Genomic DNA, 13,330 nt, shown 5'->3' with positions numbered 1-13,330 from the left:
CTGCCGGACCTGCGGGTCGGGATCGGTCGCGTGGGCCAGCAGCGCCTCCCGGGCGGCCGGGCTGTCGATCTGCGCCAGCACCTCGACGGCCTGGCTGCGGGCGGACGCCCCGGCCGGCGGGTCCGCCGCCAGCAGCCGGGCAGCAGGTTCGCCGAAGTCGATCAGCGCATCGGTCACCGCAGCCGAGAGCGGCACCTCGGTGCCGCCCAGCAGTTCGATCAGTGCGGGCAGGGCGCGCTCGTCGCCCAGTCTGCCCAGCGCCGTGACGGACGCCGAGCGCACCGGCCCCGCCGGATCGTCCAGCAAACCGACCAACGGTTTCACTGCTGCCGGGTCGCCCAGCTTGGCCAGCGCCTGCACCACGTGCAGCCGGACGTCGGCGTGCGGGCTGGTGAGCAGCCCGACCAGCGGTTCCACCGCGGGTGTGCCGTGCTGCGCGACGGCCCAGGCCAGCATGCCCTGCACGGCCGGGTCGGACTCGGTGGCCAGCCGGTCCAGCAGCACCGGCAGCGGGATCGCCTCACCGTCCAGCACGGCACGCACCCGGACGGTGGCGTCCGGGTGCCGCAGCCGCGCGGTCAGCGCGATGGTGTCCAGCAGGTCGGGCCAGGCCGCCTCGTTGCCGGCGCGCAGCACGCTCAGCCGCTCCAGCAGTTGCTGCTGCAGCGCGATCTGCTGCTGCAACTGGTCGATGTGCTCGTCCAGCACCCGGTTCGGGTCGAACCCCGGATCGTCCAGCGCCGCCGCCACCTCGGCCAGGCTCAGCCCCAGCGCCCGCAGGTGCTGGACGTCGAGCAGCCGGCGCAGATCGGACGGGCTGTACAGCCGGTGATCGCCCCAGCTGCGCTCGCTCGGCACGACCAGTCCGAGCCGGTCGTAGTGGTGCAGCGCCCGGACGGTCAGCCCGGTGCGGCGCGCCACCTCGCCGATCCGCAGCCAGCCGCCGGGAGTCGCGCCGTCGTTCATGACGGCACGCTACCCCGACCGCGCGTCCGGCCCGTCCACGGCCGTCAGGCCGCAGTCCACTCCGGGTCGCGGCCCAGCTTGGCCAACAGCTTGTCCGCGTCGCCGGCGTCGTCGTCGACGGGAAGTGCCGCGGCGCAGACGCCGTCGCTGTAGAGCGCGGCGCCCCAGCCCTCGGCTCCCGCGGCCAGTTCGCGGGCCTCGGCGTCGCTGATCGGATTGCCTTCGCCGATGGCGCGCGCCACGTCCCAGGTGTGCACGGCGAGATCCCAGCCGTAGAAGTTGGCCATGGTGTCGCCGATAGTGGCGGGGCCGAAGTAGCCCTCGTAGTTGCGCTCGGCCACACCGTCGGAGCTGAGCAGGTCGATGACCGCCTCAGCATGGCTGTGCCAGGCCTGCGCCGGGTCGTCGGTCGCCGCCTGGTTGGGCAGCGGGAGTTGCTGCTTGTCGAGGAAGTCGCGCTCGGTGTCGATGACGTGCCGTACGACGTCGCGCACGACCCAATCGGTGCAGGGGGTCGGGGCGTCCCAGCGCCCGTCGACCTTGGTGAGAAGCTGGTTGAACCGGTCTGCCCGGTTGCGGAAGATCGTGATGGTGTCCATGGCTTCACACTACGAACGGGGTCGGCGGTGATCTTGTGAATATCCGACAGGTGCCGCAGCATTCTGCGGTGCGATCCGACAAGCCTGATGACCCGGTCGATCGGGCCCATCTGACCTCGGTCTCCCGCCCGTCGCCGCCGATCCACCGATATCCGCCCTCGCCCGGCATGGCCGAACTGATCACCCGCTACTGGGTCCCGGTCTGGTCATTGGCCGAGCCGTCCACGCAGCGCACGCTGCAGTTTCCGGTCTGTTTGATCGTGATCAGCAACAGCTACGCCCGCTTCTACGGGGTGTCCCGCGGCGCCTCCGAGGTCACCCTGGCCGACGAAGGGTGGGCGGTGGGCGTCCTGTTCCGTCCCTCCGCCGGACGGCGCCTGGTCGGGCGTCCGGTCAGCACACTGGTGGACGCCTTCGTGGAACTCGACTCGCTGCCCACCCTGGACGGAGCGACGCTCGCGCAGGGCGTCCACGCCGCCATGAGTGACGACCCGCACTCCGAATCCAGCCATCGAAAGGCAATCGCCGCCTACGAGGACGCCTTGGCGCGGTTCCTCCCCGTCGACGAGCAGGGCAGCCAGATCAACGCGATCATCGACTGGCTCGAGGCTCATCCCGAGGTCACCCGGGTCTCCGAGGTGGCGGACGCCTTCGGCCTCAGCGAGCGCGCACTGCAGCGGCTGGTGGAGGACCGGGTCGGTCTGACCCCGAAGTGGCTGATCCAACGGCGCCGGCTGCACGACGCCGTGGCCCGGCTGAAGGCCGGCGACCGCACCCTGGCCGATCTGGCTGCCGAGCTCGGCTACACCGATCAGGCGCACTTCACCCACGACTTCCGAGCGGTGACCGGCCTGACTCCCGGGAGGTACTTGGCGGATCAGTGATCATGCAGGTTCATCTGGCAGCCGTAGGTTTGCTTGCGTGCCGGGCCCGACCGACGCGTCAACGAACCGGGCCGAAAGCGGGCCCCGTTCAAACCGGTAAGCTCTCGCTTCGAGATGACCACCACCGCAGAAACCCGCACCTACGAAGTCGTGACGTACGGCTGCCAAATGAACGTCCACGACTCCGAGAGAATCGCCGGACTATTGGAAGAAGCCGGCTACATTCCGCACGTCGAGGGCGAACAGGCCGACGTGGTCGTTTTCAATACCTGCGCGGTGCGTGAGAACGCCGACAACCGGCTGTACGGCAACCTGGGTCACCTGGCACCGGTGAAGGCCGGCCATCCCGGCATGCAGATCGCGGTGGGCGGCTGCATGGCCCAGAAGGACCGCGACACCATCGTCGCCAAGGCGCCCTGGGTGGATGTCGTCTTCGGCACCCACAACGTCGGCAAGCTGCCGATCCTGCTCGAGCGGGCCCGGATCGAGCAGGAGGCCCAGGTCGAGATCGTCGAGGCGCTCGAAGCGTTCCCGTCGGCGCTGCCGACCCGGCGCGAGTCGCCGTATTCGGCATGGGTGTCGATCAGCGTCGGCTGCAACAACACCTGCACGTTCTGCATCGTCCCGCAGCTGCGCGGCAAGGAGACCGATCGGCGTCCGGGCGACATTCTGGCCGAGATCCATGCACTGGTCGACGAGGGCGTTCAGGAGATCACCCTGCTCGGCCAGAACGTGAACTCCTACGGCGTCGAGTTCGGCGACCGGCTGGCCTTCGGCAAGCTGTTGCGGGCCTGCGGCACCATCGACGGCCTGGAGCGGGTCCGGTTCACCTCGCCGCACCCGGCCGCGTTCACCGACGACGTGATCGCCGCGATGGCCGAGACCCCCAACGTCATGCCCAGCCTGCACATGCCCCTGCAATCGGGCTCTGACAAGGTGCTTCGCGCGATGCGGCGGTCCTACCGTTCGGAGCGCTACCTGGGCATCATCGAGCGGGTGCGGGCCGCGATGCCGCAGGCCGCGATCACCACCGACATCATCGTCGGCTTCCCCGGCGAGACCGAGGAGGACTTCGCCGAGACCCTGCGGGTGGTCGAGGCGTCCCGGTTCGCCGCCGCGTTCACCTTCCAGTACTCGATCCGCCCCGGGACGCCGGCCGCGACGATGCCGGACCAGATCCCCAAACAGGTCGTCCAGGAGCGCTACGAGCGGCTGATCGAACTGGTCGGCGATCTGGCCTGGGACGAGAACAAGAAGCTGGTCGGCACCCCGGTGGAAGTGCTGTTCGCAGCAGGCGAGGGCCGCAAGGACGCCGCCACCGCACGGGTGTCGGGCCGGGCCCGGGACAACCGACTGGTCCACGTGGCCATCGCTGAGGGAGCCGAGCGGCCTCGTCCGGGCGACATCGGGACCGTCGAGATCAGCTACGCCGCGCCGCACCACCTGGTCGCCGACGGCGGCATCACAAATCTGCGCCGCACCCGGGGCGGGGACGCCTGGGACGCCCGGCACACCCCGCAGAAGAAGCTGATCGGGCTGGGCCTGCCGAAGCGGGCCACCGTCGCCGCCGGCTGAGCTGCCGCCTCTGTGACGCCCGGGAGCGGGAGACGCCGGATCAGCCGAACCGCAGATCTCCTATCCTGCCGGGAGTCTGAGGAAGAGGTGCCATGTTCAACTGGATCAGCCTGCTCTATGCCGTGCCGATGATCGCAGCGATGGTCATCGCGGGAGCCATCGTCGGCCCGCGGATCAACGCCGCCGCTCGCACCCTGTTGTGGACCGGCATCGTGCTGCTCTGCGTCGCGCAGGTGGCGCCGCTGTTCACCACCTATCTGGTTATGGAGCGATCACTGAGAGGCATCTATCAGGTCGTCAACGTCGTGATGTTCCTGGTGCACGCCGTCGGCGTGGTGTTGCTGATCGTCGGCATCGGACGGGCCGCGCGCGGCAACGATCCGCTCCGCGGCGGACCGGGCGGCTACGGCTACCCGGCCACCACCGGGGGAGTGGGTTCCGGTTTCCCCGGCGGGCCCGGTACGCCTGGATCGACGCAGCCGGGCTACCCGCAGCAGCCCGGCCAGGGTTACCCGTCCGGTCAGGCCGGTCAACCGGGCTACCCGCCGCCCTACGGCCAGCCCGGCCAATGGGGCAACGACCAGCGACGCTGACCCTCTCGCACCCGCCGGCCGGGTAGCGCGGAGTGGTTACAGCGCCAGCCCGGTGAGCACCAGGATGCGCTCGTCGGTCAGGTCGACCATCGCCGAGGCGACGCCCTCGCGTCCGGTGCCGGACGCCTTCCAGCCGCCGTACGGCATCTGGTCGGCGCGGAAGCTGGGCACGTCGCCGACGATCACGCCGCCGACCACCAGCTCACGGTGCGCCCGGAACGCGACGTCCACCTTGGTGGTGAAGATGCCGGCCTGAAGTCCGTAGCGGCTGCCGTTGACGATCCGGAACCCCTCGTCGAGATCGCTGTAGCGAATCACCGTCATCACCGGTGCGAAAGCCTCCTTCGACCCGAGCGAGGTGGACGCCGGCACCTCGCTGAGCAGCGCGGGCTCGACCTGGGTGCCCTGCCGTCCGCCGCCGGTGTGCAGGGTGGCGCCGGCCCGGGTGGCCTCCGCGATCCACTCGGTGATGCGCTGCGCGTTCTGCTCGTCGATCATCGGGCCGACCTGGGTGGCGGGATCGTTCGGGTCACCGGTGCGCAGTGCCTGCACCGCCTCGGTGAGCAGCGGCACGAAGGCGTCGTAGACGTCGGTGTGCACCAGCACCCGCTGCACGCTGATGCAGGACTGCCCGGCCTGGTAGTTGCCGAACAGCGCGATCCGCTCGGCGGCGGCCTTCAGGTCGGGCCAATCCGGTTCGACCATCACCGCGGCGTCGCCGCCCAGTTCGAGGATGACCTGCTTCTGTGGCGCCGCCTGGCGGATCCGGTCGCCGACCTCGTCGCTGCCGGTCAGCGAGATCACCGGCAGCCGCGAGTCGGTGTTCACCGCGTCCATCTGGCCGCCGCGGATCGGCAGCACGCTCAGCGAGGCCTTCGGCAGCTCGGTCTCGGCGACGATCTCGGCCAGCAGCAACGCGGTCAGCGGCGTCGCGGACGCCGGCTTGATCAGCACCGGGGTGCCGACGGCGATCGCCGGCGCCACCTTGTGGGCGACCAGGTTGAGCGGGAAGTTGAACGGCGCGATGCCGAGCACCGGTCCGCGCGGGAAGCGCCGGGTGATGCCCAGCCGTCCGGTCGCGTTGGGATCGGTGTCGAGGCGCTGCAGTTCGCCCGACCAACGGCGGGCCTCCTCGGCGGCCCAGCGGAAGGTGGAGACCGCCCGGCTCACCTCGCCCTTCGACCACATCAGCGGCTTGCCGTTCTCTGCGGTGATCAGCGCCGCGAACTCCTCAGCCCGCTCCGCGATCCGGGCCGAGATGTGGTCCAGCGCCTTGGCCCGGACGTGTGCCGGCAACCCCAGCAGTTCGGCCTGGACGGCGTCCGCGGCGGCGATCGCCTGCTCGATCTGCTCGGACGTCGCCAGCGAGACGCGTCCGACCAGGTCGCCCGAGTAGGGGGAATGGACGTCCAGGGAGCCTTCGCCGAATGTCGGCTCGCCGGCCAGCCAGAACGGCGTGATGTCAGTCATGCAGCACCTCCGCGAATGCGTCGTCGATCAGGTCGAGGCCCTCGTGCAGCAGCTCGTCCGAGATGCTCAGCGGGGGCAGGAAACGGAAAACGTTGCCGAACGAGCCGGCGGTCAGCACCACCAGGCCCTTGGCGTGGCAGGCCTTGGCCACCGCGCCGGTGAGTGCGGCGTCGGGCTGTTTGGTGCCGGGCAGCACCAGCTCGACCGCCATCATCGCGCCGCGTCCGCGAATATCGCCGATCTGCGGGTGGCGTGCGGCGAGCTCGCCGAGCCGGGCACGGAAGATCGCCTCGATCTCGCGGGCCCGGGCATTCAGGTCGTTGCTGCGCATCTCTTCGATGGCGCCCAGCGCCGCGGCGCAGGCAACCGGGTTGCCGCCGTAGGTGCCGCCCAGCCCGCCGGCGTGGACGGCGTCCATCAACTCGGCGCGACCGGTGACCGCGGCCAGCGGCAGCCCGCCGGCGATGCCCTTGGCGGTGGTGATCAGGTCGGGGACGACGTCCTCGTGGTCGCAGGCGAACCAGTCGCCGGTGCGGCAGAAGCCGGACTGGATCTCGTCGGCGATGAACACCGCGCCGTTGTCGCGGCACCATTGGGCGAGCCGGGGCAGGAAGCCCTCCGGCGGCACGATGAAGCCCCCTTCGCCCTGGATCGGTTCGATGATTACCGCGGCCACCTGGTCCTCGCCGACCTGCACGTGCACCATCGATTCGAACTGGGCGAACGCCTCCTCGGCGACCGCGTCCGGGTCGCCGGGCCAGCGATACGGGTAGGCCATCGGCACCCGGTAGATGTCGGACGCGAACGGTCCGAAGCCGTGCTTGTAGGGCATGTCCTTCGCGGTCAGTGCCATGGTCAGGTTGGTGCGACCGTGGTAGGCGTGGTCGAAGCAGACCACGGCGCTGCGTCCGGTGGCGACGCGGGCGATCTTGATCGCGTTCTCGACCGCTTCGGCGCCGGAGTTGAACAGCGCGGACTTCTTCGGGTGGTCACCGGGGGTGAGTTCGGCCAGCTGCTCGGCGACCTCGACGTAGCCCTCGTAGGGGTTGACCATGAAGCAGGTGTGGGTGAACCGCTGGACGGCCTCGGTCACCCGCCGGACCACCGCGGGGGCGGCGTTGCCGACCGTGGTGACGGCGATGCCCGAGCCGAAGTCGATCAGCTGGTTGCCGTCCGCGTCCACGACGATGCCGCCGCCGGCCTCGACGATGTAGGCCGGCAGGATCGTGCCGACCCCATTGGCCACGCTGGCCGCCTTCCGGGCCGCCAGCTCCAGCGACTTCGGCCCCGGCACGGCGGTGACCAGCGCGCGACGTTGCTCGACGGTCATGGCTACTCCTCTTGTTGATCTTCCCCCATCCTCGGCTGCCGCAAACATGCTGTCGAATACTAGTTTTCTAACCAACGTATGCCGGTCAGGCATATGGTGACCAAAGGAACCGTCCCCCCGGTCACCGGGGACGGTTCTCCCGGTCACCGGGGACGGTTCCTTTGGTCACCGGGGACGGTTCTCTTGGTCACCGGGGCGGCGAGCGGAGGAGGTGCGGGATGGAGCTGCGGACAATCGGCTACTTCGTGGCGGTGGCGGACGCGGGGTCGGTGAGCGCGGCGACCCAGATCACCCATGTCACCCAGCCCTCGCTGTCGCGCCAGTTGCGGCAGCTGGAGAAGGAACTCGGACTGGAACTGTTCACCCGCCGCGACGGACGCCTGGTGCTCGCCCCGGCGGGGCGGCAGTTCCTGCCGGCCGCGCGGGAGTTGCTGGTGCGGGCCGAGGCGACCCGCGCGGCCGCCGCCCAGATCAGGGCCGGGGGACTGCCGACGCTGACCGTTGCCGCGCCCCCGGTCACCCTCAACGACGTGGTGGCACCCTTCTTCGCGACCTGGGGGGCTGATGATCCGATGCCCCGGGTGCAGGCGCTGAACGCCGCCGACGAGTACGGCGATCTGGATCGCGGCGCCGACCTGGTGATCGGTACCCGTCCACCGCCGGCGACGCTGGCCGGCATGCGGGTCGCCGCGCTCCCGGTGAGCGCCTATGTACGACCCGATCATCCGCTGGCCGGCCGGACCGAAGTGGCGCTCGACGACCTGCTCGCCCATGAACTACTCGTGCCCACCCCCGACAGCCATGCCAGGCGGGCCTTCGATGCGGCCGCCGAACGTGCCGGGCTGCCCGTGCGGCTGGCCGAGTTCAGCACCTCACACGTGGCCCAGGCGGTCGCGGCTGCCGGACGCGGGGTGGCCGTCGTTTCGGACGACCCGCGCTACGGGCTCAGCCAGCTCGCGATCCGCACCTCCGCCGGGGAGGCACTACAGATCGTGCTGCACGCGGCGTGGCAGCCACACCACCACGGCGCCCGTCAGATCGCCGCGATGGCCGGACGGCTGCGCCGCTTCGTCCGCGAGCGGTACACCCCTGCCTGATCCGTGAGCCCACGACGGACTTCATCGGTGTCCGGATGCCGGGGCCGCCCGGCCATAAATCAGATGAATGTTAGGTTAGCCTTAACTAAGTATGACTGATCGATGGTGCTGACGGGCCCGTCGAGTTCCATGGGGGTGTGGGCGCTGAAGAAGTGCATATCAACGGTGTCGCTGGGCGGCACTCTCGTCGAGAAGATCGAAGCGATCGCAGCCGCCGGATTCGACGGCATCGAGTTGTTCGACGCCGATCTGCGTGGCTCGGGTCTGTCGGCCGGCGAGGTGGCCCGCCGGTGCCGCGACGTCGGTCTGGACATCGAGTGCTACCAGCCGTTTCGCAGGGCGGAGGGCGTTCCGGACGAGGAGTTCGCCGACGTGATCGCCCGCTTCACCGCTGAGCTGACCGTGATGAGGGGCCTGGGTACCGACACGATCGTCATCGTCTCCAACACCGACCCCGACGCCATCGCCGACCCGGACCATTCGGCCGCCCAGTTGGCGGCCCTCGGTGCGATCGCCGCCGACCACGGAATGGGCATCATGTTCGAGGCCCTGTCCTGGGGAACCCAGATCAGCCGCGTCGCGCACGCCTGGGATGTGCTCCAGCGCGCCGGATATCCGCGGCAGAGCCTGGTGCTGGACACTTTCCACCTGCTGGCACTCGACGACGACGCTCGGGACGTGGCCGCACTTCCGCCGGATGCGCTGGGGCTCGTCCAACTCGCCGATGCTCCGGCCCTGACGATGGACCTGATCCAGTGGAGCCGCAACCACCGCTGTTTCCCGGGCGAGGGCGACTTGGACGTGACCGACGCGACCCGGGCGGCGCTCGGAGCAGGCTTCGACGGCGCGGTGTCGTTGGAGATCTTCAACCCGCGCTACCGGGAGCTGCCGCCACGCCAGATCGCCCAACGGGGCGCGGATGCATTGAATGACCTGCTGGCGCGATGCGAGTGCACGGCGTGGGATCGCCCGCTGTCGCTGACCGCCTGAAATCGCTGATCGCCGTTGGTTGAGCTTGTCGAAACCAGGGGGGTCTCGACAAGCTCAACCAGCGGAAGGTCGCTGTGCGCCGGCCTCAGCCCTCGAAGCCGTGGTACTGCATCACGTGCTTGATCCGGGTGTAGTCCTCGAGGCTGTACATCGACAGATCCTTGCCGTGCCCGGAGTGCTTGAAGCCGCCGTGCGGCATCTCGGCGACCAGCGGAATGTGGGTGTTGACCCACACGCAGCCGAAGTCGAGCCGCATCGCCAGCCGGGCCGCCGTCCCGGCGTTCGCCGTCCACACCGACGAGGCCAGCCCGTACACGGTGTCGTTGGCCAGCGTGACCGCCTCGTCCTCATCGCCGAACTTCTGCACGGTGAGCACCGGCCCGAAGATCTCGGTGCGGATCAGCTCGTCGTCCTGGCGCAGATCGGCGACCACGGTCGGTTCGTAGAAGTAGCCGTCGCGATCGACCTGGCGTCCGCCAGTCACCACCCGGGCATGGGACGGCGCGCGCTCGACCAGGCCCGAGACGTGGCTCAACTGGCGCGGATTGTTGATCGCGCCGTAAAGGATGTCCTCGTCGGCCGGATCGAAACCGGTGCGGGTCGCGGCGGCCGCCTTCGCCAACTCGGCGACGAACTCGTCGTAGACACCCGCCTGGCACAGCACCCGGGTCGCGGCGGTGCAGTCCTGGCCGGCGTTGAACAGCCCGGCCACCGAAATGCCCTCGATCGCCGATTCCAGGTCGACGTCGTCGAAGACCACCACTGGCGCCTTGCCGCCGAGCTCCAGGTGGGTCACCTTCAGATCGGACGCCGCCGCGGTCGCCACCGCCATGCCGGCCCGGGTCGAGCCGGTGATCGACACCATCCGTGGGATCGGATGCGCGGTCAGGGTGGCACCGGTTGCCCGGTCACCGCAGACCACGTTGACCACGCCCGCCGGCAGGATGTCGGCCAGCTTCTCGGCCAGCCAGATCGACGACGCCGGGGTGGTGTCGGACGGCTTCAGCACCACCGTGTTGCCGGCCGCCAGCGCGGGGGCCAGCTTCCAGATCGCCATCATCATCGGGTAGTTCCACGGCGCCACCTGGCCGACCGGGCCGATCGGCTCGCGTCGCACCGACGAGGTGAAGCCGCGCATGTACTCACCCTGCGCCCGGCCGTCCAGCACCCGGGCGGCGCCGGCGAAGAACCGCACCTGGTCGACCATCGGGCCGATCTCTTCCGAGGCTGTCAGGTTCTTGGGCTTGCCGGTGTTCTCGCACTCGATGTCGACCAGCTCGTCGGCGCCGGCCTCGATCGCATCGGCGAAGGCGAGCAGCGCCGCCTGTCGTTCACTCGGGGTGCTCCAGCGCCACTTCTCGAACGCGTCGCCCGCCGCGGTGAACGCCGCGTCGACGTCCTCGGGCCCGGACAGTGGTGCCGTCGCGTACGCCTGGCCCGTCGCCGGATTGACGATCTCCAGGGTCTCTCCGGACGCTGCCTGGCGGGCCTCGCCCGCGATGATGTTGTGCAGAACCTTCACCTCGGCCACCGAATCCTCTCTTCGTTGGGTGAACACGGCTGTCGATGCCGACGCCTGGATCAATCAGGCTGTCAGTCACCAGGCTGGCTGGGGTCGGCTATGCCGTCAAAGACTTTCCCTGCATGCTTGGCATGCCTACTGAGCATAGAAGCGTCGCGCCGGGAAAAGGACGGTGGGGCCGGGCGAATGCCCGACCCCACCGAATCGTTTGCTTATTCGTACGAAAGATCAGTCGATCAACTCAACGGAATACTCCGGAGTACCTATGACTTCCGGACCTTATCTTTGAGGAAATCCTGAGCCTGATCGACTTGGGCCGCGTATTTGCTGTCCGTCTTCGAATCAACGAAGTCGCCCACCTGGTCGATGGCGCCCTCGATCTGATCTTCGTGGCCGGCTACGGCTCCTTTGACCTTCTCGACGAAGTCCATTCGGCCTCCTCTCTGTCGCCCACCCGGATCGTGTCCGGCTCCGTGCCCATTCTTACCTCGCCGGGACGGCGATGCCAAGAGGGTGGCGCAAGCTTCGGTCGGCTTCCACCGATTGGTCATTTCTTTCCGGTCCCGATCGGGCGGTGCCGACTGCGCCGCTGAGGCAGAATGAGCGGCGTGCAGACGCCGCCACTGATCGTCCTGAACGGTCCTACCGCAAGCGGAAAGACGGCGCTGGCGGTTCGGGTCGCGCAGCTGCTCGTCGAGCGCGGGCGGCCGGCCGAGATCGTCAACGCCGACTCGATGCTGGTGTATCGCGGTATGGACATCGGCACCGCCAAGCCGACCGCGACCGAGCGCGCCGGCATCACCCACCACCTGGTCGACATCATGGACGTCGACCAGACCGCCAGCGTGGCGACCTTCCAGCAACTGGCACGCACGGCGATCGCCGATTGCCGGGCCCGTGGAGTGGTGCCGATTCTGGTCGGCGGTTCCGCGCTGTATGTGCACGCAATCCTCGATGATTTCGAGTTTCCCGGCACTGACCCGGCCGTGCGGCAGCGACTCGAGGACGAACTGGACGCATTAGGAGCCGAAGAAATGCACCGGCGACTGGCGGAACTCTCACCCGAAGCCGCCGCCGACATCCTGCCGGGGAACGGACGCCGCATCGTCCGCGCGCTGGAAGTGATCGAACTGACCGGCTCCTGGCGGGCGACCCTGCCTCAATGGCGCTACGCCCTGGACGGTGTGTGGCAATGGGGTCTCGAACTGCCTCGCGACGTCTTGGACGAGCGCATCGAGCGGCGGGTGCAGCAGATGTGGGCCGACGGGCTGCTCGCCGAGGTGCGCGCGCTGGTCGAGCGCGGCCTGCGACAGGGCCGGACGGCGTCCCGGGCGCTGGGCTATCGGCAGGTGCTGGCCTACCTGGACGGCGAGATCAGCGAGGACGAGGCGAAGCGGCAGACCATCGCGGGAACCCGCAGATTCGCCCGCAAACAGCTCGGCTGGTTCCGCCGTGATCCACGGATCAACTGGCTCGCCGCGGACGCCGCCGGACTGGCCGAGGCCGTCGTTGCCGGCGTCTGATTGAATTCAGCCATGCTCGTCTTCGCCAAGGGACACGGAACGCTCAACGACTTCGTGTGTTTCAGCGACCCCGACGGTGCTCTGGACCTGACCGATGAGCAGATCCGGTTCCTCTGCGATCGCCGGGCCGGCATCGGCGGCGACGGCACGCTGCGCGCCGTCCGGGCCCGCCATGTGCGGGGCTACGAACAGCACGGTGACACCTGGTTCATGGACTACCGCAACGCCGACGCCTCCATCGCCGAGATGTGCGGCAACGGGCTGCGGGTGTTCCTGCGCTACCTGCTCACCGAAGGCCTGATCGACGATCGCCCGATCGACATCGTCACCCGCGCCGGCCTCCGGCACGGCGAGTTCCTGGACGGCGACCAGATCCGGATCGGCATGGGAGTTCCGAAAGTCGCCCCGGACCAGGTGCCGGTCACCGTCGGCGAGCAGAGGTTCCAGGGCCGTGCGGTCGATGTGGGCAACCCGCATGCCGCGGTCCTGCTGTCCGCCGGCGGGCTGGACACGCTCGACCTGACCCGCGAGCCGGGCTATCCGGCCGAGGTGTTTCCCAACCGGGCCAACGTCGAGTTCGTCGAGAGCGTCGGCGACCACCACATCCGGATGCGGGTCTGGGAGCGCGGCGTGGGCGAGACCTTCTCCTGTGGCACCGGCACCGTGGCGGCGGCCGTTGCGGCCGCGACCGCCGCGGGCGAGGCGTCCGGCACCTGGCGGGTCGATCCTCCCGGCGGCTCGCTGCTCGTCGATCTCGATCCGGCCGGTGCCCGGCTGACCG

The 13,330-nt window shown here is 69.3% G+C and carries 13 protein-coding genes; 7 read left to right on the top strand and 6 right to left on the bottom strand.

The genetic code is table 11. The features are described from left to right. On the bottom strand, positions 1-966 hold a 966-nt coding region (locus tag QM624_RS11130; protein WP_415091754.1), incomplete at its 3' end, for a HEAT repeat domain-containing protein. A 44-nt stretch (positions 967-1,010) separates the two neighbouring features. Next, entirely contained in the window at positions 1,011-1,565 is a 555-nt protein-coding gene (locus QM624_RS11125; protein WP_415091752.1) for a TIGR03086 family metal-binding protein, read from the bottom strand. Positions 1,566-1,633: 68 nt separating this feature from the next. Between QM624_RS11125 and QM624_RS11120 the strand changes: the two genes are divergently transcribed. The 3 genes from QM624_RS11120 to QM624_RS11110 all read left to right on the top strand — a co-directional run bounded on the left by QM624_RS11120 (position 1,634) and on the right by QM624_RS11110 (position 4,617). Next, positions 1,634-2,449, top strand: coding sequence for a helix-turn-helix domain-containing protein (locus QM624_RS11120; RefSeq protein ID WP_415091750.1), 816 nt, complete (start codon positions 1,634-1,636; stop codon positions 2,447-2,449). Positions 2,450-2,563: 114 nt separating this feature from the next. Then, positions 2,564-4,024 carry a tRNA (N6-isopentenyl adenosine(37)-C2)-methylthiotransferase MiaB gene (gene miaB / locus QM624_RS11115; protein WP_415091748.1) on the top strand — a complete coding sequence of 487 codons (1,461 nt, stop codon included), beginning with the start codon at positions 2,564-2,566 and terminating at the stop codon, positions 4,022-4,024. A 92-nt stretch (positions 4,025-4,116) separates the two neighbouring features. Then, positions 4,117-4,617 carry a hypothetical protein gene (locus QM624_RS11110; protein ID WP_415091746.1) on the top strand — a complete coding sequence of 167 codons (501 nt, stop codon included), beginning with the start codon at positions 4,117-4,119 and terminating at the stop codon, positions 4,615-4,617. A 36-nt stretch (positions 4,618-4,653) separates the two neighbouring features. Here QM624_RS11110 and QM624_RS11105 read toward each other — a convergent pair whose 3' ends face one another. Together QM624_RS11105 and gabT are read right to left on the bottom strand one after the other, a co-directional pair. Beyond that, on the bottom strand, positions 4,654-6,087 hold the full coding sequence (locus tag QM624_RS11105) for an aldehyde dehydrogenase family protein (protein ID WP_415091744.1): 1,434 nt from the start codon (positions 6,085-6,087) through the stop codon (positions 4,654-4,656). Further along, entirely contained in the window at positions 6,080-7,417 is a 1,338-nt protein-coding gene (gene gabT, locus QM624_RS11100) for a 4-aminobutyrate--2-oxoglutarate transaminase (protein WP_415091742.1), read from the bottom strand. The genes QM624_RS11105 and gabT overlap by 8 nt, the downstream gene beginning before the upstream one ends. Positions 7,418-7,635: 218 nt before the next feature. Between gabT and QM624_RS11095 the strand changes: the two genes are divergently transcribed. Both QM624_RS11095 and QM624_RS11090 read left to right on the top strand, forming a co-directional pair. After that, complete coding sequence (locus QM624_RS11095) at positions 7,636-8,514, top strand: LysR family transcriptional regulator (protein ID WP_415091740.1); 879 nt, start codon at positions 7,636-7,638, stop codon at positions 8,512-8,514. Between the two features lie 102 nt (positions 8,515-8,616). Next, positions 8,617-9,504: a sugar phosphate isomerase/epimerase family protein gene (locus QM624_RS11090; protein ID WP_415091738.1), complete on the top strand. Its 888-nt coding sequence runs from the start codon at positions 8,617-8,619 to the stop codon at positions 9,502-9,504. An 85-nt stretch (positions 9,505-9,589) separates the two neighbouring features. Here the strand turns inward: QM624_RS11090 and QM624_RS11085 are convergent, their stop codons facing one another. Continuing rightward, entirely contained in the window at positions 9,590-11,035 is a 1,446-nt protein-coding gene (locus QM624_RS11085; protein ID WP_415091736.1) for a gamma-aminobutyraldehyde dehydrogenase, read from the bottom strand. 254 nt (positions 11,036-11,289) lie between these two features. Continuing rightward, complete coding sequence (locus QM624_RS11080) at positions 11,290-11,457, bottom strand: antitoxin (protein ID WP_415091734.1); 168 nt, start codon at positions 11,455-11,457, stop codon at positions 11,290-11,292. 168 nt (positions 11,458-11,625) lie between these two features. On the opposite strand from QM624_RS11080, the gene miaA reads away from it, so the two are divergent. Next, complete coding sequence (miaA, locus tag QM624_RS11075; protein WP_415091733.1) at positions 11,626-12,549, top strand: tRNA (adenosine(37)-N6)-dimethylallyltransferase MiaA; 924 nt, start codon at positions 11,626-11,628, stop codon at positions 12,547-12,549. A gap of 12 nt (positions 12,550-12,561) precedes the next feature. Further along, positions 12,562-13,330 (top strand): diaminopimelate epimerase (gene dapF, locus QM624_RS11070; protein WP_415091731.1); only part of this gene is annotated, 769 nt, incomplete at its 3' end.

Origin of the sequence: Micropruina sp., assembly GCF_047606365.1 — a bacterium.
In the GTDB taxonomy this organism is placed as follows: Bacteria; Actinomycetota; Actinomycetes; order Propionibacteriales; family Propionibacteriaceae; genus Micropruina.
The sequence above is the reverse complement of the archived record's forward strand: the minus strand, read 5'-3'. Positions and strand labels throughout refer to the sequence as shown.